Genomic DNA, 24,053 nt, shown 5'->3' with positions numbered 1-24,053 from the left:
CGTTTTCAAGCAGTCAAACTGCACCGGCCGGAGCCGGTGCAGTTCGTCTTGGTCGGTGGAGGTCAGTGTCAGGTGCCGGTATCCTCGCCGACGTCGGAGACATGAGAATTGCCGCCGATGACGCTGGAGTCGACTGTATTGCTGAGCAGGTTCGCACCCTGAACGAGCTCGAGGTGGAAGCCGGAATTGGCAAGGACTGCCGAAGCATCGGCCGCGCTTGAGCCGCTGGCATCGTCGCCCGCCTTGAGGTCCCAGCCCTTGCCGTCCATCTCAATGCCTTCGGCACTGTCGGCGTGACCGGCGTCCGCCTTCAGGTGGTTGTCGGCGCCGCCATTGTCCATCTTGATGTTCCAGGCCTGGTCCTGGTCGGCCAGATGGTTTGCCTGGACGGCACTGAAGCCGCTGTCATTGCCCTCGCCGGACAGCGAATTGTTCAGGATGCTGTCGACGTCGAGCGTGAAGGAGAAGTCGTCCCCGAGATTGAAGGTGAGGTCGTGGCCGGCAACGCCGAGGTTGTCGAAGTCCTTGACGTCCTCGATCACAGCGAAGTCTGTGTCCGTCTTGTTGAAGCTGTCGGAGGTATTGTTGCTGTCGGAGACCGTCTTGGTATCCGTATCCGTGATAGTCTTGATATCGGTGTCGGTCACGGTCTTCGTGTCGGTATCCGTGATCGTCTTGGTGTCGGTGTCGTTGTCGCTGTACGACTTGCTGTCATAGCTCCAGTCGTAATCGGTTTTGGTGTCGGTATCGGTGATCGTCGTGGTCTTGACGCTCGTATCGTCGTCGGACTTGTAGCTCCAGTCATAGTCGTTGTCGCGGTTGTCGCCATTGCTGGCGGAGATTTCGGCCTTAACGTCGACGTCGACGCTGTTGTCCGTATTGTCGCGATTGTCGCCATTGGCGACGCCGACATAACCGGTCGAGCCGTCGTCGACTTCAGTTGAATTGACAGCGCTGTTTGCAAAGCCGTCGGCCAGAGCCCCGACCTTCGTGATTTCGGTTTCGTCGCCCGAAGATTTCGGGGGCTTATAGTCGTCAGACATTTGCAGTTACTCCAGAAAAAAACCGGAGCAGCTTTTCGAAATCCCTCTCATCTCAAATGGGATTTTGCTCGCGCTCGCTCCGATGCGGTGAACATCGGCAGATGTATTCGATACTAGTCATCTGCGGGTTTGTCGCGACTTGTTGATCAAATCGATCGTATTGGGAACGCACGTACTCAGTACAAGGTCGCACATATCCGACTCCCTATCCTGAAGAGGATAAGGAGTATTCAGGTTTTCTTTTAGTTGAGTTGCCATAAATGGAAGTCATGCATCAAAAAAGGCATGCCGATACATGGCTCTTCCATGTCACCACTTGGACGACGACCACAGATTGGTGGAAAAAATGCGGATCCGATAGATATCAATTCGGGCTAAGGCGGATCTGCCACGTCCGGATAACCCCGTCGCGGCAGCATTAAGACCTTGTCGGAATCGATGTTGCTGAGCAGCTGGAATGCCGGACGCCCGGCATTCGCGGCTGGGTTGAGAGGCGACTTTCGACACGTCTCTGCCTCATCCCGGTGCATCCCCGCATGACGAAAATATGACAATTTGTACTGAAATATTACATTCAGTCGATCATCTATAGTCACGACAAATATAACCTTGAAGTATCTATCGCAGTGAAAATACAACCAAAGCATTGTAACGTATCGTTTTTCGTCCGCGAAAACTAATCACTTTGGGCCATTTCCTTCCTTCTCAATCCGTATTAACATAATTAAGAAATGTCTAAAAAATAAAGCGGTGACATCAGGGGCCGGCATTTCATACTATTTAATACCCGCCATCGCTCCACGTTTGAGTAAAGTGTAACGCTAGGGGAGGCGTATATGTTCATGACAGGCTCAGGAATGGAGAATGCGGACCAGGGAAGGAAGTTGGGTTCGTCCGGAAATACTATACTAGTGGTGGCCAAGGCGGATCTGTTTTCAGAGTGCATGGTAGAAGCACTCGCAAAGAAATTTCCGAACTGTGAAGTGACAAGTATAGCGAGTACAAAGCCGATGCTGGAAAAAGACACCAGCGATATAAAGCTCGTTTTATTTTACCATATACCCGCCCCGGAGCTTCATGAAGCGCTGCAGGCTGCCCGCGAAAACCACCCCGAAACCTCGATCGGGCTCGTCGTTGAAGCGATAGACATGCTCGAACCCTATGTCAGCCGGCTGGTCGAGGCACGGATCATCGATGGTGTCCTGCCGCTCAATCTCCGGCTCGATGTCTTCATGGCCGCAGTGGATCTGCTGATGAAGGGCGGCGAACATTTTCCGTCAGCGCTTCTCAATCGTCTGACCAACAAGAATGCCCAGCTGGAACCTTCGCTGTATCAGACAAAATCGGTCGATGTGGCGCGCAGCAATGCGCTCAAGCTGAGACGCGACAGCATCTCCGCTTTGACAACCCGGGAGGTTCAGATCCTGGACCTCATTTGCAAGGGGACGCAGAACAAGATCATCGCCGACAAGCTGCATCTTTCCGAAAACACCGTGAAGGTTCACGTCCGCAACATCTACAAGAAGATGAACGTCCGAAACCGCACCGAAGCGGCATCCCGCTTCTTCAATGAGCATCCCGTCGGCGAAGACGACATGTCCGGCCGGTGGCGCAATTGATCTAAAGGTTTTATTTCAGATCGAAGGACGCGCAAAGCAGCGCGACTTCTGTCCGAAGCCGCTCGGAGAGCAGATATAAGGCGCTGAGCCGTGATAGGCGACGGTGCGAACCGTTGCCGCAGCCCGGCGCTCGGTCCGGCTTGCCGGATAAGCATAGGCCTTCGAGACACGCGGTGCCTCGACCACGACGACATTCTTTTTCGCGACGACGGCGATATCGTCATCGACGGCCGTACAGGCCGTCGGCCCGGTCGCTAGAAGCGCCATTCCCCAGACAAACATTGTCGAACGAAGACGCCAGCCTTTCAGCTGCGCTACATCTTGCTTTTTCAACATGGCCAAAACCCCTCGCATATCGCGCTCCCCGATGCAAGACCGGCCGCGCGGCCAAGCTGCACGCCGTCCATTCTATATTAGTTTCATTGCCTGAAGCTTAAGCAATGGATGATGGGCGTTGCGGCGGAAAAGTGTCCGGAGTGATTAATCATTTGTTACTTTGAAGAATATTTGCGTAATTATTTTGGATACATAGAATTTTTAAAGTTGACCTTGTCACTAATAGACTTATCATTGAAATAATAATTCAGTTATCCGAAGAATAACTCAGAAAGTTATTCAGACTTGATAGTCATCATAATGAATATCCAAGCGGATAAGGGGAGATATGACGGGCATACCCAAATCAAAAGACTAAAAACATGGGAAGGAGTTTGTAATGCGTAGTTTCGTTCCCAACGACGGCTATTCTCAAGTGTCAGGCATGCCGGTGCCCCAAGGCGCGCGCACCGTCCTTGTGAATGGTGGGGCCGGCTTCCTCGGCTCTCATCTCTGCGAAAGGCTTCTGCAGCGCGGCCACAAGGTCATATGCCTTGATAATTTTTCGACCGGCCGCCGTGTGAATGTCGATCACCTTCTATCGAATAGCCGCTTCCACATCGTCGAGCACGATGTTCGCCAGCCCTTCGATATCGACGCGTCACTCATCTTCAATTTCGCCTCTCCCGCCTCTCCGCCGGATTATCAGCGGGATCCTGTGGGAACGCTGCTCACCAACGTGCTCGGTGCGGTCAACACCCTGGACTGTGCGCGAAAGACCGGTGCGATCGTCGTTCAGTCGTCGACGTCGGAGGTCTATGGCGACCCGACCCACAGCCCGCAGCACGAATCCTATTGCGACAACGTCAACCCGATCGGGCCGCGCGGCTGCTACGACGAAGGCAAGCGCAGTGCCGAAACCCTGTTCTTCGACTATCACAGGACTTACGGCGTCGACATCAAGGTTGGCCGCATCTTCAACACCTACGGGCCACGCATGCGCCTGGACGACGGGCGGGTTGTTTCCAATTTCATCGTGCAGGCCCTGCGCAATGCCGACCTGACGATCTATGGCGATGGCGAGCAAACCCGTTCTTTCTGCTATGTCGATGATCTTATCGAGGGTTTCCTGCGTTTTTCGGCTGCCGGCAGCGCCTGCAACGGTCCGATCAACCTCGGCAACCCGACCGAAATCACCGTTCGCCGCCTGGCGGAAATCATTCGGGACCTGACGAATTCCCGTTCGCGGATCGTCCACCTGCCTGCGGTCGCCGACGACCCTCGTCAGCGGCGGCCGGATATTTCCCGGGCCATGGCAGAGCTGGACTGGCAGCCCTGCATCGGGCTCGAAACCGGTCTGGCTCGCAGCGTCGACTATTTCGACGGACTGCTGGCGGGCACAGAGAAGGCGGAGATCGTATGAGATGCCCCGCTACATTCTGGTTACCGGCGGCGCCGGTTTCATAGGCAGTCATATCTGCAAAGCGCTGTCGCGCGCCGGCATGACGCCGGTTACCTACGACAATCTGTCGACGGGACATGCCGACAGTGTCCGCTGGGGCCCCCTCATTCGGGGCGAGCTTGCCGACGCCGCCATGCTGCGCCGGACTCTCGCAGAGTTTTCGCCCGATTGCGTTATCCATTGCGGCGCCAATGCCTATGTCGGCGAATCCGTCGACATGCCGAGGAAATATTACCGCAACAACGTCGTCGGCAGTCTGACGCTGCTCGAGGCCTGCCTCGACCAGGATATCGACCGGATCGTCTTTTCGAGCAGCTGCGCCACCTATGGCGTTCCCGACTCCTTGCCGATACGAGAGGAAAGCCCGCGGTTGCCGGTCAATCCCTATGGGCGCACCAAGCTGATATTCGAGATGGCCCTTGAGGATTTTGCCGCTGCCTATGGCATCCGCTTTGCCGCGCTGCGCTATTTCAATGCGGCCGGAGCCGATCCGGACGGTGAGCTTGCCGAGCGCCACGACCCCGAAACCCATCTCATTCCTCGCGCCCTTCTCGCCGCCGCCGGCAGGCTGGAGCGGCTCGATATTTTCGGCACCGATTATGCGACCGAGGACGGAACCTGTGTTCGCGACTATATTCATGTCAGCGATCTGGCGCAGGCGCATCTCGCCGCCGTCAACCACCTGATGGCGGACGGCGGCTCGCTCAGCGTCAATCTCGGCTCCGGCCGGGGCACCTCGGTGCGCGAGATTCTCGAAGCGATCCATCGCGCGAGCGGCCGCGAAGTTCCGGTCCGTTATCGCTCCCGCCGCGTCGGCGATCCGCCGATCCTCTTTGCCAACACGGCAAGGGCGAAGGCGGAACTCGGCTTCGTGCCGGTTTTCTCGGATATCGATACGATCATCCGCACCGCCGGTCCCACCTTCGGACTGGAGATGACCGCATGAGCGACGCTTCGCAAGTTGGCCACGGCGTCGGCATGGCGAAAGCCGCCACCGCGGCCGATGCATTCGATCCTGTTTTCACCGGCTGGAACCGCGTCGCCTATGGCTTCGGCATCCTCTGCTGGCTAGCGTCGCTCGGCTATTTCTGGATCTGGTGGTGCCAGTCCGCCCATATCATTTCCTGGGCGGCTTTCGTGCTCATCACCCTCGTGCTTGCCTGGATTACGCTGGTGCCGGCCTATTTCATCCTGATCTTCCTCGATGCGAGGACGATCAGCCCACGCGCACGGCTGCCGGAAGGGCGGGTGGCAATGGTCGTCACCAAGGCGCCGTCCGAGCCCTTTGCCGTCGTCCGCGCCACGCTGCAGGCGATGCTCGACCAGGTTGGCGTCGATTTCGATGTCTGGCTGGCCGACGAGGACCCTTCGGAGGAAACCAGGCGCTGGTGTGCGGCGCACGGCGTGCTGATCTCCACCCGAAAGGGCGTGGCGGAGTATCATCGCACCATCTGGCCGCGTCGCACACGTTGCAAGGAAGGCAACCTTGCCTATTTCTACGACCACTTCGGCTATGCGCGCTACGATTTCGTCGCCCAGTTCGATGCCGACCATGTACCGACGCCGACCTATCTCCGTGAAATCCTGCGCCCCTTCACCGATCCTGAGGTCGGTTATGTCTCGGCTCCCAGCATCTGCGATGCCAACGCCGGGGCAAGCTGGGCGGCGCGCGGCAGGCTCTATGCGGAGGCAAGCCTGCATGGTTCGCTGCAGACCGGTTACAACAATGGCTGGGCGCCTCTTTGCATCGGCTCCCACTATGCGGTTCGCACATCAGCCCTTCGTCAGATCGGCGGCCTCGGTCCCGAACTTGCCGAAGACCATTCGACGACGCTGATGATGAATGCCGGCGGTTGGCGCGGTGTGCATGCCGTCGATGCGATCGCCCATGGCGACGGCCCGGCAAACTTCGCCGATCTCGTCGTCCAGGAATTCCAGTGGTCGCGCAGCCTCGTCACCATTCTGCTGCAACATTCCCGCCACCATGTCATGCACCTGCCCTGGCGGCTGAGGTTCCAGTTCGTGTTTTCGCAGCTGTGGTATCCGCTCTTTTCCGCCTTTATGGCCGTGATGTTCCTGCTGCCGGTTGCCGCGCTTCTGACGGGCCATGTCTTCGTCAATGTGACCTATCCGGAATTCCTGCTGCATTTCGTGCCGATCTCGATCGTGCTGACGCTGTTTGCCTTCTTCTGGCGGGCCACGGCGACCTTCCGGCCCTATGATGCGAAACTGTTCGGCTGGGAAGGGCTTGCCTTCATATTCCTGCGCTGGCCATGGTCGCTGGCCGGCAGCCTGGCGGCCGTTCGCGATCATATCTGCGGCTCCTTCGTCGATTTTCGCATCACGCCGAAGGGAAGGCAGCAGCAGCAGTCGCTGCCGCTGCGCGTCATCGCACCCTATATCGCGTTCGCCGGGATGTGCGCTGTCGCGATGGTGCTCGCCAGTGAGGCCGCTGCCGCTCAGGGCTTCTATATTTTCGCGGCGATGAATCTTTCGATCTATCTGTCACTGACGGTGCTGATCGTCATTCGCCACGCAATCGAGAACGGTCTGCCATTAAGGCCGCAATCACGCGGGCTGTGGCTTGCGACGGCCATGGGGTTTGCGATCTGCATCACCGGCGGCATGCAAGCGGGTACCCATGGTCTGCACAGCCTCGAGGCCCTTTCCCACGGCCAGACGCTCGTCAGTTTTACGCAATCGCAATTTGCCGTGGCCGGGGCCGGCCTCGGCGGCGGCAAGACCAGGATAGTGAAATTCCACTTGAGATGGAATGGTTTCGGCAGAACCGACCGAGACGAACGTGGTGTGTAAGCCGGCGGAACCGGCAAGTGTCGAGTATGGAGGATGTAATGAGTATCGGATCGAGACTATGGGGAGCAGCGCTTGCTCTCAGCCTGTGCCTGCCGGTGGCGGCGCACGGCGCCGAGATCGCCAAAACGAAGGCGCCGACGCCGCTGAGCGCCTATGAGCTCTATCGGATCTACGGCGACAAGACCTGGACCTGGAATACCGGAGGCGGCCGTTTCTTCGACGATGGTCGGCGGTTCGTCGCTTGGAGCAACGACAAGGGGAAACCGTCTTTCGCCGAAGGCAAATGGGTGGTCGACGATCTCGGCCAGCTCTGCATGCGCGCTACCTGGACGAATGCCGAGGGCGCGGCTCGCGCCAGCACCTGTTTCGGGCATCGCAAGGTCGGCGACACGATCTATCAGCGGCGCCAGCCGAGCGGCGAGTGGTACGTCTTCCGCCATGCGTCGGTGCGCCAGGACGATGAGTTCGGGAAGCTTGTTGCCGCCGATACTGTGAGCGCGAAGGCAAGCGAACTGAAGCAGATCCTGCTGAGCCAGGAAGTAGCCCGAAAAGGAGGGTGAGCCATGAAGAAGCTAATGAAAAACCACCTCTCGACCGCCGCGATGGCGCTGCTGATATTGTGTGTCGCGGATCTGCCGAGCCGAAGCGAGGTGCAATATGCCGGCATTGTCCCGAACCCGGCGGCGGCCGTGCGGACGATCATCGACAAACGCCCCGTCCTTCATGCCGACGGCATCAAGTTCGGGGCCTATGATCCGCACGGCGATTTCGGCGCGCAGGCGAATGTCGCGACCGAAGCCTTGTTCCTGCCCTGGGAGGACGTCGACCTCGAAACCTTGCGCGTCGCCGATGCCTATGCGCTGGCCAGAGGCCGCAACCTGCTGATAACAGTGGAGCCCTGGTCCTGGGACGTCGATTGGCGGCTGACCTCCGCTCAGCTCCGCGCAAAGGTCCTGCGCGGCGACTACGATGTCAACATGCGTGCGATCACGCAGATGATATCCCAGCTGAAAAGCCCGGTGATTGTCCGCTGGGGGCAGGAGATGGAAGACACGTCGGGGCGGTTCTCATGGTCCGGCTGGAGCCCGCAGGACTATATCACGGCCTACAAGCGGATGATGGATATCGTCCGCGAGGAGGCGCCCGGCACACAGATCATGTGGTCGCCGAAGGGACTGCCCGGTCTCGAGGCCTATTATCCCGGCGACGATTATGTCGACCTCGTCGGACTCTCGGTCTTCGGCCTGCAGCGCTATGACGAGCTTGCCCACAATGAGCACCGGACGTTCTCGGAAGCGTTGAAGCAGGGCTATGATCTCGTCGCCGGCTACGGCAAGCCCATCTGGGTGGCGGAACTCGGTTATCAAGGCGGCGACGCCTATATGAAGCCGTGGATCGAAACCGCCACGTTGAAGCAGAGCGCCTTCCCGAATCTGCAGGAGGTGGTCTATTTCAACGATCGGGATGTGCACGCCTGGCCCTTCGATCTCGGCCGGCCGGATTGGCGCGTGGTTGAAAGCCTGGGCAACTGAGAACCAGGAAAACAGAAAGGCCCGCCGGGGTTTTGCGGGCCTCTCCTCTCATATCCGGCAACAGATCAGCCTTTGATCGTTGCCTTACCCTCTTCGATGAGCCGGGTTGCCGCATCGGCGGGCGAGACCCGTTCGAAGGCGAGTTCGTCACAGATGGGGCGAAGCACCCGCTGGTCGAATTGGGTTGCGCCCATCGGCACCGGCGGCGGATATTCGCCGACCTGATCCTTGAGCAGGTTTACGTACTTGACCGTTTCCTGCTCCGTCGGGTTGAGTTGCGGCAGGATGGCTTCGCGCACTGTCGTTGACATGGGCACACCGCGTTCCACGCCGAGAATCTTGCCGGCTTCGGGATCGTTGACGAAGAAGCTGATGAATTTCGCGGCGGCTTCGCCCTGTTTGCTCGTTGCACCCACACTCCAGATCAGTGCCGGACGGTAATAGTGGCCGGATGGACCGCCCTTTTTTTCGCGCGGCAGCATGGTGATGCCGAGCTTGTTCTTGATGATCAACTGATAGCCGATCATCTGGTTGGAATAAGCCATGCCGATCACCGATTTGCCGAGACCGAGGCAATTGGTATCGATGGTATTCTGATCGAGCGTCTGCACGTCGGCAGCAACGGTGCCGCCCGCCTTGCGCAGTGTCTCCCAGTAGTCGAACCATTCCCTGGCATCGTCGGCCGTGAAGCCGAGCCCAGCGCTTTCCCTGGCAAAGAGGCTTTTGCCGCGCTGGCGCAGCCAGGCATCGAACACATAGGCATAGCGCGCCGCATAGGGGCCGCCGCCCTTGCCCGAGGACTTGGCGAGTTCTACGGCGAGCTTGGCATACTCATCCCAGGTGAGGTCGGCCGTCGGCAGCGGGATGCCTGCCTTCTCGAATTCGACCGTGTCGAAGAACATCGAGAAGGAGTTGAGACCGAGGCCGACACCATAGAGCTTGCCGTCGATGGTGGTCAGTTTCAGCATGTCGGCGCCGAAGCTGTCGACCTTCAGCGTCGAAGGGACGAATTCATCGAGCGGCAGGCAGGCGCCGCGCTTGGAATAGTCGGAAATCGTTCCCGGCTCGAGCTGAAATATGTCGGCGATCGAGCGGCCGGCCATCTGCGTTGCGAGCTTCGTCCAATAACCGTCGCCCGAAAGCGATTCACCAACAATGGTGACGCCGGGCGTCTTGGATTGATAGAGCTTGGCGACATCGAGTGTGCGCTTGGCACGGTCGTTGGAACCCCACCACATAGCCCTGAGCTGCGCATCTTCGGCAAAGGCTGGAATGGCGCTTCCAGCGCCGAAGGCGAGGCCGGCGGCCGCACCGGCTGAACCCATCAGGAATGAACGGCGATTGACCTGCATGATATCCTCCTTGTCCCAATATGCCCCGCTGCCATCCTCCAATGGCCTGTCGGGGCATTTCGGCAAACAGGGTACGCAAAAAAATATTTATTGCAAGAAGTAATCATTTTCTTGCAAATTTGCATAACTTGCATAATGTTTGCCTATGAACGACCAAAAGATCAGACGGCCGCGTCAGGCCGATATAGCCACATTGGCCGGCGTCTCCGTCTCCACGGTGTCGCGCGTGCTTGCCAACGAACCTGGTATCAGCGAAACCGTTCGCCGCCAGATCTTGAAGGTGGCGGCCGAGCACGGCTACCCGGTCAAGCCGGCTTCCGAAACCGTTGCCGGGGGACTGGCGCTGATTGCCAGCGACGGCGTCACGGGCGGTCTCAGCGTTTTCTATGAAGCGATCGTCGACGGCCTGCGTGCCGGAGCCGTCGACGCGGGCATGCCGTTCGAGGTCCGGCTGGTCCGGGAGGATCGCACCACACCGGATGCCGTGCGCGACCATATGCAGGCGGCAGGCGCCGAAGGTCTCTTCCTCGTCGGCATCGATCCGAACGAGATGTTGCGCGGCTGGCTGCAAGCCAACATGACGCCGACCGTTCTTGTCAACGGCACCGATCCCAGGATGCAGTTCGATGGCGTTTCGCCGGCTAATTTCTTTGGAGCCTATGAGGCGACCAGCCGGTTGACCAAGGCCGGCCATCGCCGCATCCTGCATCTGAGCGGCTCCCACCGCCATACGATCCGGGAGCGCGTGCGCGGTTTCGAGGCGGCGATCGCCGCCGTCCCCGGTGCCGAGGGCCGTTTCGTGTCCATGACGCTGCAGGGCAGCGCCAGCCGCGAGGCCCATGAACACACGGCTGCGATCCTTGCCGAAAATGCCGGTTTCACCGCCGCCTTCTGTATGAATGATTTCATCGCCGTCGGCGTGCTCGAGGCGGTCACCGAAGCCGGTCTGCGTGTGCCGGAAGATTTCGCGATCGTCGGCTTCGATGATCTGCCCTGCGCGCTCATGACCAATCCGCAGCTTTCCACCATGCGCGTCGACCGCGCCGCCCTCGGGCGCGAGGCCGTTTCGCTGATGCTGTCCCGTTTCCGCAGCAGGACGGCACCGGCGCGCCACATGTGCCAGGCAGTCGTTCCCGTTCCGGGAGGGACCGTTGTGAACGTCGAACCCCGTGAGTGACGCCGATGACCTATGATCCCGCCAGCGCCAACCCGCTCGCAGGCAATCCGCTCGAAACCCGTGCCGATATGAGCCGCGCCCTCCTTGATCTGTTCGATCCGCTGCTTCCCTGCTTTTCGAAGGACAATGCCCGCGTCAGGTTGAGCGGCACCGCCGCCCATTTCGACCGGGCGGCGGCCGACCTCGAAGGCTTCGCCCGGCCGCTCTGGGGATTGGCGCCGCTTGGTGCCGGCAACGGCGACTTTGCCCATTGGCATCGTTTCGCCGAAGGCCTCGCAAACGGCACCGATCCCGCCCATCCCGAATATTGGGGAACGGTCAATGGCCGCGATCAGCGGATGGTCGAGCTTGCCGCTCTCGGTTTTGCCCTGGCGCTGGTACCGGAAAAGATCTGGGAACCGCTCGATGCGCGTGCCCGCGGCAATGTGATCGCCTATCTCAAGCATGTCAGGCAGTTCGACTATGCCGACAACAACTGGAAATTCTTCCGGATTTTCGTCGACATCGCGCTCGATCGTCTCGGCGCCGATTTCGACCGCAGCCTGACGCGGCAATATCTGCAGGAACTCGAAGGCTTCTATATCGGCGACGGCTGGTATCGCGACGGCAACGTGCGCCGCATCGACCATTACATTCCCTTTGCCATGCATTTCTATGGCCTGATCTATTCGAAGCTCGTCGACGACGATTATGCAAAGCGCTATCGCGAGCGCGCGATCCTTTTTGCCCGGGATTTCCGGCATTGGTTCGCCGCTGACGGGGCGACGATCCCCTTCGGCCGCAGTCTGACCTATCGCTTCGCCTGCGCCGGCTTCTGGTCGGCGCTTGCCTTAGCCGATGTTGAAGCTCTGCCCTGGGGTGAGGTCAAGCATCTCTGCCTGCAGCATCTGCGCTGGTGGAAGGACAAGCCGATTGCCGATCGCGACGGCGTGCTGTCGATCGGTTTCGGCTATCCGAACCTGCTGATGTCCGAAAGCTACAATTCCACCGGTTCGCCCTATTGGGCCTTCAAGGCCTTCCTGCCGCTGGCGATCGCGGAGGATCATCCGTTCTGGACCGCGACGGAAAAAGCGCCGGAGCAGGCGCCTGAGGTCGTTCCCCAGCGCCATCCCGGCATGGTGATCATGCGGGCGGGCGGCGATGTCGTAGCGCTATCCTCCGGCCAGGAAAATCTGCAGATGCGGTTCGGCACGGAAAAATACGCGAAATTCGCCTATTCCGCCCGCTACGGCTTCAGCGTCGAGGCCGATGAGCGCGCCTTTGCGCTCGCCGCCTTTGATTCGATGCTGGCCTTCAGCGATGACGGTCTGCACTACCGCGTGCGCGAAACCAATGAAGAGGCGCGCCTCGCAGGCGACGTGCTTTATGCGAAGTGGTCACCTTTCCCGGATGTCGGCGTCGAAACCTGGCTCGTGCCCGCAGCACCCTGGCATATCCGCCTCCACCGGGTGAGAACAAGCCGGCCGCTGCGGATTGCCGAAGGCGGATTTGCCATCGGCCGCCGGGATTTCGAGCTGGATAGGCTGTCCGCCTCGAATGGGGTTGCCTATGCAATCGGCGCGACCGATTTCACCGGCATTCTCGATCTCGGCTCTTCGGTCAAACGGTTCGGGCTCGTCCAGAAGGCAATGCCCAACACCAATGTGATCGTCGCCAAAACCCTCGTGCCGCAGCTGCGCGGGCAGATTCCGGCCGGCGAAACCATCCTGGCGACGGCGGTGCTGGCGCTTGACGATCCCGCTGCCGTTTCGTCTGCCTGGACAAGACCGCCGAAAGCGCCCGACATTGCCGCGCTGGAGGCCCTGGTGAGGGAAAGGGGCGTGACGGTGAGCGCCATCGAAGCGCCGGGACAGATGCCATGAGCCATCCGGCGATTGCCCTTGCCATGCAACCGTCGCGCACCGAGCATGTCCTGCCGGATGAGGTCCTGCGCCGGCTGGACCGTATCGGTCGCCTGCTGGATTCCAAGCCGTTGCAGCACTTCGACGACGAGCGTGCGAGGCGCCTGCTGGCCGAGGCCGAAATCCTGATCACCGGCTGGGGCGGACCGTATGTCGGGACCGAAATGCTTACCGCGGCGCCGCACCTCAAGCTCATCGTTCATGCTGCGGGCACGGTCAAAGGCGTCATCGACGACGCCATCTTCGCAGCCGGTATCCCGGTCAGCCATGCGGCCGAAGCCAACGCCGTGCCGGTTGCCGAATTCACCCTGGCCGCGATCATCTTCGTCGGCAAGCGCGTCTTCCGTTTCCGCGATCTCTATGTCGCCGACCGCAACCGCGACCGGACCCATTCGATGCAGCGTCAGGCGATCGGAAATTACCGCCGCACCGTCGGCATCGTCGGCGCTTCGCGCATCGGTCGGCGCGTCATCGAGCTGTTGAAACCCTTCGACTACAGGCTGCTGCTCTCCGATCCCACGCTCGATGCCGCCGAGGCGGCCGGCCTCGGAGCGGAAAAGGTCGAGCTCGACGAATTGATGCGACAAGCCGATATCGTTTCCCTGCACGCGCCGTCGCTGCCCTCGACGCAGCATATGATCGATGCGCGAAGGCTGTCGCTGATGAAGGACGGGGCAACACTCATCAACACGGCGCGCGGCATTCTTATCGATGAGGCCGCACTGCTCTCAGTGCTGAAGAGCGGCCGCATCGACGCGGTCATCGACGTCACCGATCCGGAGATCCCTGAGCCCGATTCTGCTTTCTACGATCTGCCGAATGTCTTTCTGACGCCGCATATTGCCGGCGCCGTCGGCCTGGAACGGGCGCGCCTCGGCGAGATGGCGGCTGACGAGGTCGAGCGCTTCGTGGCCGGTCGGCCGCTGCTCTACCAAATCCGCCGGGAGAATCTCGAAAACATCGCCTGACGCGTGCCTCGCCGAGCGAGCTTACACAGCAGGCGTCAGCGTGACGACCTCAGCGAATTCGGCGAACCGTCATTGGCAAGCTCAGGCATCAGCTCGGCGATGTCGACCACCTTGCCGGTGCGCGAGCTCGTCAGCGCGGCAATACCGCAAAGCACGGACATGGCGCCCGCCCGAGTGCCGGCGCGCTGCGCGAGCCTGTCTTCCATATCCGGCTTGAAGATCATGTTGCGCATCCGGTCGTCGCCGCCGTAATGGCCGCCGGTGAAATGCGGAACGACGATGCGCTCCACCGCCTCCTTGCCGTTCGGAAAATTCCGGATCAGCAGAATCGTGTCCTGCTTCGGCTCTTCCCAGGGCTGGGCCTCGTATTGGCGAAGCTCGATCCGCCCCTTGGTGCCGTTGAAGGCGAGGTGATGGCCTTCGATCGGCTGGAAAGTGTTCAGCGAATATGAGACGTGGACGTTGTTGCGGTAACGGAGCGACACCACCATCGTATCGGGAATGTCGATGTCCTCGCGGAAGACGCAGCCGTCGCGGAAGTAGCCGTCGATCTTCGAGGGGTCCTCGTAGAGCTGGTCGAGGAAGGGATCGGCTTCAAGATCGAGATAGTAGTCGCATTCCTGCGTGTGCGGACAGAGCTTGCAGCGGGGCCCGCGGAACGGGCCCTTGCGGCCGTAATTCTGCAGGTCGGCAAACGAGGTGACGGACTCCGGATCGCTGTCGAGATACCAGTTCAGCAGATCGAAATGATGCGTTGCCTTGTGGACGAACAGGCTGCCGGAATTTTCCGTATAGGCATGCCAGCGACGGAAGTAGTCGGCGCCGTGCTTGGTGTTGAGATACCAGTGGAAGTCGACTGAGGTCACCCGGCCGATCTCGCCGGCGTTCAGCAGTTCCTTGATCTTGGCGGCCGTCGGCGCATAGCGATAATTGAAGGAGACGTCGACCCGGCGGCCGGTGCGCTTTTCTGCGTCGAGAATCCGGCGAATTTTCTCGATTGAGGTGGTCATCGGCTTTTCGGTGATGACATCGATGCCGGACTCCAGCGCCCGCACAATGATATCGTCATGCGTATGGTCGGGCGTGCAGACGATGACCAGATCCGGCTTCTGCTCGACGAGCATGGAATCGATATTGTCATAGAGCGGCGCGTTGCTGCCGATCATGTTGCGGGCGCGCTCGCCGCGCAGCGAATTCTTCTCGACGATGGCTGTGAGGTCGACATGTTCGCGCCAGCCGGCCAGCAGATCCTTGCCCCACATGGTGGTGCCGCGGTTCCCGGTGCCGATCAGGGCAAAACGGCGTTTCTCCATCGAATGATCCTCCTGCATGCGTGATGAAACAAATACTGAAATCAGACCTAAAGCGCGTCGCGATCTCTCAAATTCGCGCCTTAACAGCAGCTCCTGAAACGCTCGACGCAGGTGGCAATCACCTCGTCGGCCGGGCGTTTCCACCAGGTCTCGGACGAGAAGATCTCCACCTCCTGCGCACCGAAGAAGCCGGCGGCCTCCACCATCCGTCTTATGCCTTTGAGGTCGATCACGCCATCGCCCATCATGCCGCGGTCGAGCAGCATATCCCGGGTCGGCACCAGCCAGTCGCAGATGTGATGGGCAAAGATGCGTTTCATGCGGCCCGCTCGGGCAATCTGGTTGGCAAGATCGGGGTCCCACCAGACATGGTAGACATCGATCGCCACCCCGACATCCTCGCCAAGCGGCTCGCACATGTCGAGCGCCTGACCGAGCGTGTTCACGCAGGCGCGGTCGGCGGCATACATCGGATGCAGCGGTTCGATCGCGAGCTTCACGCCGGCAGCCTGCGCATGCGGCAGCACGGCGGCAATGCCGTCGAACACCATCTGACGGGCCGCAACGATATCCTTCGAACTGCCCGGCAGGCCGCCGACGACGAGCACGAGGCAGTCGGCTGAAAATGCGGCCGCCTCGTCGATGGCGCGCCTGTTGTCGTCGAGATTTTTCTGCCAGTCGGCATCATTTGCAGCCGGGAAGAAACCACCGCGGCAAAGCCCGGTCAGCTTGATGCCGTTCGATTTGACGATGCGCACCGCCTCGTCAAGACCGACCTTGGCGACCTGATCGCGCCAGGGCGCGATCGAGGTGATGCCGTGTTTCAGGCAGATGTCGACGGCTTCGGCAAAGCCACATTGCTCGCGGATCGTCGCCAGATTGATCGAAAGTCCTTCGACCTGCATGTCATTCTCCTCCCAGCCGGTGTCTCGCTTCAGTTGACGCCATGGACGGCGAGCACCTGGCGCATGCGGCTTGCGGCGAGTTCGGGGTCGGCCAGCACCCGCGCCTTGTCGGCCAGACGGAAAAGCTCCGCCAGGTGCGCCAGCGAGCGTGTGCTCTGCTGTCCGCCGACCATGACGAAATGATCCTGCAGACCGTTGAGATAGGCGAGGAAGACGACGCCGGTCTTGTAGAAGCGCGTCGGCGCCTTGAAGATGTGGCGCGACAGCGGCACGGTCGGCTCCAGCAGATCGAAGAATTCATGGTTGCTCTTGCGACCGAGCGCTTCGAGGGCCGCCGAAGCTGCCGGCGCGATCGCATCGAAAATACCGAGCAGCGCGTCTGAATGACCCGCTTCGTCGCCGGCGATCAGTTCGGCATAGTTGAAATCGTCGCCGGTATACATGCGCACGCCCTTCGGCAGTTGGCGGCGCATCGCCACTTCCTTCTCCTTGGAGAGCAGCGAGATCTTGATGCCGTCGACCTTGTCGGCATGGGCCCTAATCACCTCGAGGCAGGTCTCCATGGCTTTCAGATGGTCGCCATTGCCCCAATACCCCTCGAGCGCCGGATCGAACATTTCGCCGAGCCAATGGATGATGACAGGGTCTTTCACCTGGCGGAGGATGCGGTCGTAGACGCTGACATAGTCGTCCGGCCCCTTGGCGGCGGCGGCAAGTGCCCGGCTCGCCATCAGGATGATGCGGCCGCCGGCCGCCTCCACCGTTTCGATCTGCTCCTCATAGGCCCTGAGAATAGTGTCGACGGTGACGTCGGGGCCAGGCGTCAGATGATCGGTGCCGGCCCCGCAGGCAATCATCGCATCCTTGCGCCCGGCCGCTTCATCAAGCGCCCGGCGGATCAGCTCGCGCGCTTCCGGCCAGCCGAGGCCCATGCCGCGCTGCGCCGTATCCATCGCCTCGGCAACGCCGAGGCCGAGATCCCAGAGCCGGTGGCGGAAGGCAAGCGTCCGCTCCCAGTCGATCGCCGGCGTCAGCCACGGATCGTTGTCGGCAAGCGGATCGGCAACGACATGAGCGGCGGCAAAGGCGATGCGCGGAAAGGACTTGGCGTCGCGCTTGGCGACCGCGATCGGCGTGCCGGTCAGCGTATAGGGGACGATCTTGCCGTCGAGGGGGAGATTGATCGTCGTCACGGTTCAGAGCTCCAGTGCGGGAACGTCGAGCCAGCGGCGTTCGGCCCAGGATTTCAGGCCGAGCTCGGCGAGCTGCACGCCCTTGGCGCCGGCTTCCAGGCCATAGGGCCACGGCGCATCTTCGACGACATGTCGGATGAACATTTCCCACTGCGCCTTGAAGCCGTTGTCGAAGGCCTGGGTGTCCGGAACCTCGTCCCAGGTCTTGTAAAAGTCGATCGTCTGCGGTTGATCCGGGTTCCAGACCGGCTTCGGCGTGTTGACGCGGTGCTGGCTCCAGCATTTCGTCAGGCCGGCGACGGCCGAACCATGGGTGCCGTCGACCTGGAAGGTGACGAGATCGTCACGACGGACGCGCACCGCCCAGGAGGAATTGATCTGCGCGATCGCGCCGCCCTCGAGCTCGAAGGTCGCATAGGCCGCATCATCCGTATCGCAATCATAGGGCTTGCCCTGTTCGTCGATGCGGCGCGGAATATGCGTCGCGCCAAGGCACGAGACGGCCTTGACTTCGCCGAACAGATTGTCGAGCACGTAACGCCAGTGGCAGAGCATGTCGAGAATGATGCCGCCGCCGTCGCCCTTGCGGTAGTTCCAGGACGGCCGCTGGGCGGGCACGCCCCAATCGCCTTCGAAGACCCAGTAGCCGAATTCGCCGCGCACCGAGAGGATCTTGCCGAAGAAGCCGGAATCCTTGAGCAGCGCCAGCTTGCGCAGGCCGGGGAGGAAAAGCTTATCCTGCACGACGCCGTGCTTAAGGCCCGAGCGGCGCGCCTTGCGGGCAAGGTCGATCGCCACTTGCAGGTCGTCGGAGATCGGCTTTTCGCAATAGACGTGCTTGCCGGCGTCGAGCGCCTTGGACAGCAGCTCGGCGCGCATCAACGTCGTGCCGGCGTCGAAGAAGATCGTGTCGTCGGGATTGGCGAGCGCGGCGTCGAGATCGGTCGACCAGCGCTTGATGCCGTGCTTCTTCGCCAGCTCTTCCATCTTGGCGCCGTTGCGGCCGACGATGATCGGGTCAATCTCGAGTTTCTCGCCCGATTTCAATGTGATGCCGCCCTGGTCGCGGAAGGCGAGAATCGAGCGCACCAGGTGCTGATTGTAACCCATGCGGCCGGTGACGCCGTGCAAGATGATCCCCAAGCGTGCCATTTTATCCTCCCAGCAATCTTTTGCGGCGGGAGCGGGCATCGTCGCCCGGCCCTCCCGAGCCGGTAACTAAACAGTTACTTGATGGCAGAAGAGCGGCGCGGCTGTCAAGAGTCAAATCCGATTTTTGAAATTCAGCGCTTGATCGAGGCGAGCGTGACGTGGACGATATGCCTTTCCCAGGCATTGAGATGGGTCGGTTCGATCAGGTCGCGGCCGAAGATCGTCGAAAGCGTGTACTGGTTGGACAGGTAGAAATAACCGAGAGAGGCGATCGTCAGGTAGACATGCAGGGGATCGGCGGTCTCGATGAAGACACCCTGTTTCTTTCCCTGTTCAAGCACTTGAGAAAGCTCGCCGATCAGATGCGAATGCAGTTCCTTGAGCCGGACGGACTGGCGCAGCCAGCGGGCGCGATGCAGATTTTCCGTGCCGAGCAGGCTGAGGAATTCCGGGTGCTGGAGAAAATAGCGCCAGGTGAAGAGCGCCAGTTCGCCGATACCCTCCTCCGGGCTGCGGTCGCCGATATGAAGCGCGCGCTCGGCGGTGCGTATGCCCACATAGGCTTCTTCGAGCACGCGGAGATAGAGCTGCTCCTTGTCGCCGAAATAATGATAGAGCATGCGCTTGTTGGTGCCGGCGCGTTCGGCGATGGCGTCGACGCGGGCTCCGCCCATGCCGTTTTCGGCGAATTCCCGGGTTGCCGCCTCAAGGATCGCGGCGCGCGTCCGTTCCGGATCGCGTTGCGTGGTCCGTTCCTGAGGTAAACGTCGAGACCTTTTCTTCTCCCCATTCTCCCCGCTGTCGTTCATCGCTCCACCTCCGTCTCGCATGTTGCGCTCATAAGCCTTCGGTGCGAAATTGTAAAAACCGAATTTGCAGGGCTCAAACAGCCGGAGCACGATGTCGCCCGAAACCGCTCACACTTTTCGGCACCACGCTCTGGCCGACACCGCTTGACACACTTGCCGCTTTGCTCGTAGCTTGTAACCAATTAGTTATTTATGCAAGGGTAACTAGTTTCGGAAGCGTGTGGAGGCGCTTCCCTTTGGAGGAGGAAAAAATGACCCTACGTGTAAGCAGACGTAATTTCGTTGCGGGAGGGGCCGCGCTCCTTTCGCTCTCGGCGCTTGGAACCAGCGCTTTGGCACAGGAAAAGCGCTTGCGTCTCCTGTGGTGGGGCTCGCAGCCGCGCGCAGATCGTACCAACAAGGTATCGCAGCTCTATCAGTCTAAGAATTCGGGCACGTCGATCACCGGCGAATTCCTCGGCTGGGGCGATTATTGGCCGCGCCTTGCGACCCAGGTCGCCGGTCGCAACGCGCCCGACGTCATCCAGATGGATTACCGCTATATCGTTCAGTATGCCCGGCGCGGCGCGCTTGCCCCGCTCGAATCCTATATGCCGGCCAAGCTCAACCTCGACGATTTCGACAAGGCGCAGATCGAAGGCGGCAGCGTCGACGGCCATCTCTATGGCGTCAGCCTCGGCGCGAATTCGGCCGCCACGGTCCTGAACACCACCGCCTTCAAGGAAGCCGGCGTCGATCTGCCGACGCAGGCGACCACTTGGGAAGAGTTCGCCCGCATGGGTGCGGAGATCACCAAGGCCGGTAAACGCAAGGGCATGTTTGGCATGGCCGACGGCAGCGGCGGTGAACCGCTGTTCGAAAACTGGCTGCGCCAGCGCGGCAAGGCGCTTTATACCGCCGACGGCAAGATCGCCTTCGGCGTGGACGACGCCTCCGAATGGTACGACATGTGGGCCAAGTTCCGTGAGGCCGGCGCCTGCGTTCCCGCCGATGTCCAGGCTCTCGACAAGAACGATATCGACACCAACACGGTCTCGCTCGGCAAGTCGGCTGCCGGTTTCGCCCATTCCAACCAGTTCGTCGCCTATCAGGCAATGAACAAGGACAAGCTGGCGCTGACCAACTATATGCGGATCAAGGCGGATTCGAAGGGTGGCCATTATCGCAAGCCTTCGATGTTCTTCTCGGTCTCGGCCCAGTCGCAAGCGGTCGACCTGGCCGTGGACTACGTCAATTTCTTCGTCAAGAACCCCGAGGCAGCGGTCCTCCTGGATGTCGAACGCGGCATTCCGGAATCGAGCGCCATGCGCGAGGTCGTCGCGGCGAAGCTCGATGAGAACGGCAAGGTTCCGCTGGAATATGTCAGCGGCCTTGGCGATCTCGCCGGCAAATTGCCGCCGCCGCCGCCCGCCGGCGCCGGTGAAGGCGAACTGATGCTGCGTAACATCGCCGAGCAGGTGGCCTTCGGACAGCTATCTCCTGCCGATGGCGGCAAACAGCTTGTCACCGAAATCACGCAGATTCTCGCACGAGGCTGATCCCGTATGAGCAATGCGATGCGCACGCCCGCAGGGGCCATAAATGTGGAAAGATATCAGGGGGCCGTGGCCGAAGGACGTTTCAGGCGTCTCTGGAACGCCAATGCTCCCGGCTATCTCTTCCTTCTTCCATGGCTCATCGGCTTTTTCGGGCTGACGCTCGGGCCGGCCCTGATTTCGCTCTACCTCTCCTTCACCGACTTCGACATGCTGCAGTCGCCGAGGTGGGTGGGAATAGCGAATTACGTGCGCATCGCCACGGCGGATCCGAAATTTTCGGCCGCCATGCACGTCACCTTGACCTATGTCGTCTTCTCCGTCCCGTTCAAACTGACCTTCGCCTTGCTGGTCGCCATGGCGCTGAACCGCGGCTTGCGCGGGTTGCCGATCTATCGGGCCATCTTCTATCTCCCCTCATTGCTGGGCGGCAGCGTGGCGATCGCCGTGCTCTGGCGTCAGCTTTTCGCCAGCGATGGCCTCGTCAATGCCGCGCTCTCGCATTTCGGCATCGAAGGTCCGAGCTGGATCTCGCATCCGAACTATTCGATCTACACGCTGGTGGCACTGTCGGTCTGGCAGTTCGGCTCGCCGATGATTATTTTCCTGGCCGGCCTGCGCCAGATCCCGCAGGACATGTATGAGGCGGCCAGCCTCGACGGCGCCTCGAAATTCCGGCAATTCTACAAGATCACCCTGCCGCTTCTGACGCCGGTGATCTTCTTCAATGCCGTCGTCCAGACGATCGAAGCCTTCAAGGCCTTCACGCCGGCCTTCATCATATCAGGCGGCACGGGCGGCCCGATCAACTCGACGCTGTTCTACACGCTCTACCTCTATCAGGAAGCCTTCGGCAATTTCCGCATGGGCTATGCCTCGGCGCTTGCCTGGATCCTGGTGGTGATCATCGCGATCTTCACCGCTTTCTCCTTCCTGACCTCGCGTTATTGGGTGCACTACGATGACTGAGATGACCGCTTCCGTCACTGCGGCCAGGCCGCCATCGGATATCAACAAACGCAGCCTGCCGGGGTCGCTCATCATCCACGCCCTGCTGATCGCCGCGTCGCTTCTCATGCTCTATCCGCTGTTGTGGATGGTTTCGGCATCGGTCAGACCGGAAAACGAGATCTTCTCCTCGACCTCGCTTATCCCGTCGTCGATCGATCTCTCCTCCTATGCGCGCGGCTGGGTCGGCCTCGATGTCAGCTTTGGCCGGTTCTTCTGGAATTCGCTCGTCATCTCGCTGCTGGTGGTGACCGGCAATGTTATCGCCTGTTCGCTGACGGCCTTCGCCTTTGCGCGGCTGCGTTTTGCCGGCCGGAACTTCTGGTTCGCGATCATGCTCGGCACGCTGATGATCCCCTATCACGTGACGCTGATCCCACAATATGTGCTCTTCCTCAACCTCGGCTGGGTTAACACCATCCTGCCGCTCGTCGTGCCGAAGTTCCTGGCAAGCGATGCCTTCTTCATCTTCCTGATGGTGCAGTTCTTCCGCGGAATCCCGCGCGAACTCGATGAGGCGGCGATGATGGATGGCTGCAGCGCCTGGCGTATCTATTGGAAGATCATGCTGCCGTTGTCGCTGCCGGTGCTGGCGACGGCCGCCATCTTCTCCTTCATCTGGACCTGGGACGATTTCTTCGGTCCGCTGATCTACCTGAACGACATGAACACCTATACGATCCAGCTCGGCCTGCGCACCTTCGTGGATTCCACCAGCGCATCGGATTGGGGTGGCCTGTTCGCCATGTCGACTCTGACGCTGGTGCCGGTCTTCTTCTTCTTCCTGTTCTTCCAGCGCCTTCTGATCGAGGGCATCGCCACGACGGGCATGAAGCGCTGATGGCGGCAACGGGAAAGAACGAGATGAGCATCAGGACGGTCGCGATTGTCGGCTGCGGTATCGGCCGCTCCCATATCGTCGAGGGTTATCTGCCGCATGCAGACAAGTTCAAGGTCGCAGCAATCTGCGACCTGAATGAACAGCGTCTGGCCGCCGTCGGCGACGAGTTCGGCATCGAACGGCGTACCACCTCCTTCGCCGAGCTGCTCGCCGACGACACGATCGACATCATCGATATCTGCACCCCGCCGGGCATCCATCTGGAGCAGGTGGTCGCCGCGCTCGCCGCCGGTAAACATGTCGTTTGCGAAAAGCCGCTGACCGGTTCGCTTGCCGGCGTCGATACCATCATGGAAGCGGAAAGGAACGCCAAAGGCGTGCTGATGCCGATCTTCCAATACCGCTATGGCGACGGTATCCAGAAGGCCAAGCGGATCATCGACGCCGGTATTGCCGGCAAAGCCTATACGGCCTCGGTCGAAACCTTCTGGCTGCGCAAGCCGGAATATTACGCCGTGCCCTGGCGCGGCAAATGGGCGACGGAACTCGGCGGTGTGCTCGTCACCCATGCCCTGCATCTGCACGACATGCTGATGCATCTCATGGGTCCGGCGGCAAGAGTCTTCGGCCGCGTCGCCACCCGCGTCAACGATATCGAGGTCGAGGATTGCGCCTCCGCCAGCCTGCTGATGGAAAACGGTGCCTTCGTCTCGCTGTCCTGCACGCTGGGTTCGCAGGAACAGATGAGCCGGCTGAGGCTGCATTTCGAGAATGTCACTTTCGAAAGCACCCACGAGCCCTACACACCAGGCAAGGATCCCTGGAAGATCATCGCCGCGAATGATGACGTGCAGGAAAAGATCGACCGGGTGGTCGGCGACTGGCAGCCGGTCGCGCCGCGCTTCACCACCCAGATGGGCCAGTTCCATGCCTTCCTCAGCGGTCAAGGACCGCTGCCGGTGACAACGACGGACGCGCGCCGCGCGCTGGAACTCGTCACCGCCATCTACCAGTCTTCCGACAGCGGCGCTGAAGTGCCGCTGCCGGTCGGTCCCGACAGTCCGAAATACGCCGATTGGCGCGCAAGAACGAAGTAACCGGCAAAAGAGAGGTT

21 protein-coding genes are annotated in these 24,053 nt (G+C 60.5%); 13 read left to right on the top strand and 8 right to left on the bottom strand.

What is annotated here, in order from left to right; genetic code table 11:
- Positions 1 to 68: 68 nt before the first annotated feature.
- Positions 69 to 1,043 (bottom strand): hypothetical protein, encoded by a 975-nt coding sequence (locus tag FHT79_RS31390; RefSeq protein WP_049812696.1) that lies wholly within the window; start codon positions 1,041 to 1,043, stop codon positions 69 to 71.
- Positions 1,044 to 1,879: 836 nt separating this feature from the next.
- On the opposite strand from FHT79_RS31390, the gene FHT79_RS31385 reads away from it, so the two are divergent.
- A complete protein-coding gene (locus FHT79_RS31385; protein WP_028758790.1) occupies positions 1,880 to 2,662 on the top strand; it encodes a response regulator transcription factor in 783 nt (260 codons plus the stop codon).
- Between the two features lie 15 nt (positions 2,663 to 2,677).
- Here FHT79_RS31385 and FHT79_RS31380 read toward each other — a convergent pair whose 3' ends face one another.
- The gene (locus FHT79_RS31380; protein ID WP_028756234.1) at positions 2,678 to 2,998 is read right to left on the bottom strand and encodes a hypothetical protein; all 321 of its coding nucleotides are present in this window, start codon (positions 2,996 to 2,998) and stop codon (positions 2,678 to 2,680) included.
- A 379-nt stretch (positions 2,999 to 3,377) separates the two neighbouring features.
- On the opposite strand from FHT79_RS31380, the gene FHT79_RS31375 reads away from it, so the two are divergent.
- Genes FHT79_RS31375 through FHT79_RS31355 form a run of 5 tightly spaced genes read left to right on the top strand, consistent with a single transcriptional unit; the run spans position 3,378 to position 8,785 of the window.
- Positions 3,378 to 4,400, top strand: a complete 1,023-nt coding sequence (locus tag FHT79_RS31375) for a UDP-glucuronic acid decarboxylase family protein (protein WP_183904691.1) — start codon at positions 3,378 to 3,380, stop codon at positions 4,398 to 4,400.
- A gap of 1 nt (position 4,401) precedes the next feature.
- Positions 4,402 to 5,385: a UDP-glucose 4-epimerase GalE gene (gene galE, locus FHT79_RS31370; protein WP_028756232.1), complete on the top strand. Its 984-nt coding sequence runs from the start codon at positions 4,402 to 4,404 to the stop codon at positions 5,383 to 5,385.
- A complete protein-coding gene (locus FHT79_RS31365) occupies positions 5,382 to 7,253 on the top strand; it encodes a glycosyltransferase family 2 protein (protein ID WP_028758442.1) in 1,872 nt (623 codons plus the stop codon). Before galE ends, FHT79_RS31365 begins: the two co-directional genes overlap by 4 nt.
- A gap of 38 nt (positions 7,254 to 7,291) precedes the next feature.
- Positions 7,292 to 7,813 (top strand): DUF995 domain-containing protein, encoded by a 522-nt coding sequence (locus FHT79_RS31360; RefSeq protein WP_183904690.1) that lies wholly within the window; start codon positions 7,292 to 7,294, stop codon positions 7,811 to 7,813.
- 3 nt (positions 7,814 to 7,816) lie between these two features.
- A complete protein-coding gene (locus tag FHT79_RS31355) occupies positions 7,817 to 8,785 on the top strand; it encodes a glycosyl hydrolase (RefSeq protein WP_028758440.1) in 969 nt (322 codons plus the stop codon).
- Between the two features lie 65 nt (positions 8,786 to 8,850).
- Here the strand turns inward: FHT79_RS31355 and FHT79_RS31350 are convergent, their stop codons facing one another.
- A complete protein-coding gene (locus FHT79_RS31350; RefSeq protein ID WP_028758439.1) occupies positions 8,851 to 10,137 on the bottom strand; it encodes an ABC transporter substrate-binding protein in 1,287 nt (428 codons plus the stop codon).
- Positions 10,138 to 10,282: 145 nt separating this feature from the next.
- Between FHT79_RS31350 and FHT79_RS31345 the strand changes: the two genes are divergently transcribed.
- From FHT79_RS31345 to FHT79_RS31335, 3 genes are read left to right on the top strand one after another with little or no spacing between them, the layout of a single operon-like run.
- A complete protein-coding gene (locus FHT79_RS31345; RefSeq protein WP_028758438.1) occupies positions 10,283 to 11,314 on the top strand; it encodes a LacI family DNA-binding transcriptional regulator in 1,032 nt (343 codons plus the stop codon).
- A 5-nt stretch (positions 11,315 to 11,319) separates the two neighbouring features.
- A complete protein-coding gene (locus FHT79_RS31340; RefSeq protein ID WP_028758437.1) occupies positions 11,320 to 13,176 on the top strand; it encodes a DUF2264 domain-containing protein in 1,857 nt (618 codons plus the stop codon).
- A complete protein-coding gene (locus FHT79_RS31335) occupies positions 13,173 to 14,183 on the top strand; it encodes a hydroxyacid dehydrogenase (protein ID WP_028758436.1) in 1,011 nt (336 codons plus the stop codon). The genes FHT79_RS31340 and FHT79_RS31335 overlap by 4 nt, the downstream gene beginning before the upstream one ends.
- Before the next feature lie 35 nt (positions 14,184 to 14,218).
- Here FHT79_RS31335 and FHT79_RS31330 read toward each other — a convergent pair whose 3' ends face one another.
- From FHT79_RS31330 to FHT79_RS31310, 5 genes are all read right to left on the bottom strand, one after another.
- Entirely contained in the window at positions 14,219 to 15,496 is a 1,278-nt protein-coding gene (locus FHT79_RS31330) for a Gfo/Idh/MocA family oxidoreductase (protein WP_028758435.1), read from the bottom strand.
- An 80-nt stretch (positions 15,497 to 15,576) separates the two neighbouring features.
- Positions 15,577 to 16,401, bottom strand: a complete 825-nt coding sequence (locus FHT79_RS31325; RefSeq protein WP_028758434.1) for a sugar phosphate isomerase/epimerase family protein — start codon at positions 16,399 to 16,401, stop codon at positions 15,577 to 15,579.
- Between the two features lie 29 nt (positions 16,402 to 16,430).
- Positions 16,431 to 17,594, bottom strand: coding sequence for a dihydrodipicolinate synthase family protein (locus tag FHT79_RS31320; RefSeq protein ID WP_028758433.1), 1,164 nt, complete (start codon positions 17,592 to 17,594; stop codon positions 16,431 to 16,433).
- A 3-nt stretch (positions 17,595 to 17,597) separates the two neighbouring features.
- Positions 17,598 to 18,746 (bottom strand): Gfo/Idh/MocA family oxidoreductase, encoded by a 1,149-nt coding sequence (locus FHT79_RS31315; RefSeq protein ID WP_028758432.1) that lies wholly within the window; start codon positions 18,744 to 18,746, stop codon positions 17,598 to 17,600.
- A 131-nt stretch (positions 18,747 to 18,877) separates the two neighbouring features.
- Positions 18,878 to 19,555, bottom strand: a complete 678-nt coding sequence (locus FHT79_RS31310; protein WP_028758431.1) for a TetR/AcrR family transcriptional regulator — start codon at positions 19,553 to 19,555, stop codon at positions 18,878 to 18,880.
- A gap of 251 nt (positions 19,556 to 19,806) precedes the next feature.
- Here FHT79_RS31310 and FHT79_RS31305 point away from each other — a divergent pair, with 251 nt between their 5' ends.
- Genes FHT79_RS31305 through FHT79_RS31290 form a run of 4 tightly spaced genes read left to right on the top strand, consistent with a single transcriptional unit; the run spans position 19,807 to position 24,036 of the window.
- Complete coding sequence (locus tag FHT79_RS31305; protein WP_028758430.1) at positions 19,807 to 21,093, top strand: ABC transporter substrate-binding protein; 1,287 nt, start codon at positions 19,807 to 19,809, stop codon at positions 21,091 to 21,093.
- Between the two features lie 6 nt (positions 21,094 to 21,099).
- Positions 21,100 to 22,059, top strand: a complete 960-nt coding sequence (locus FHT79_RS31300; RefSeq protein ID WP_028758429.1) for a sugar ABC transporter permease — start codon at positions 21,100 to 21,102, stop codon at positions 22,057 to 22,059.
- Positions 22,052 to 22,939, top strand: coding sequence for a carbohydrate ABC transporter permease (locus tag FHT79_RS31295; RefSeq protein ID WP_028757923.1), 888 nt, complete (start codon positions 22,052 to 22,054; stop codon positions 22,937 to 22,939). The genes FHT79_RS31300 and FHT79_RS31295 overlap by 8 nt, the downstream gene beginning before the upstream one ends.
- A complete protein-coding gene (locus FHT79_RS31290; RefSeq protein ID WP_028757924.1) occupies positions 22,939 to 24,036 on the top strand; it encodes a Gfo/Idh/MocA family oxidoreductase in 1,098 nt (365 codons plus the stop codon). Before FHT79_RS31295 ends, FHT79_RS31290 begins: the two co-directional genes overlap by 1 nt.
- Positions 24,037 to 24,053: the final 17 nt, after the last annotated feature.

The sequence above is a fragment of the Rhizobium sp. BK212 genome, from assembly GCF_014197475.1.
Lineage (GTDB): Bacteria > Pseudomonadota > Alphaproteobacteria > Rhizobiales > Rhizobiaceae > Rhizobium > Rhizobium anhuiense.
Note: the sequence above shows the minus strand (reverse complement) of the source record. Positions and strands in the feature narration are given on the sequence as shown.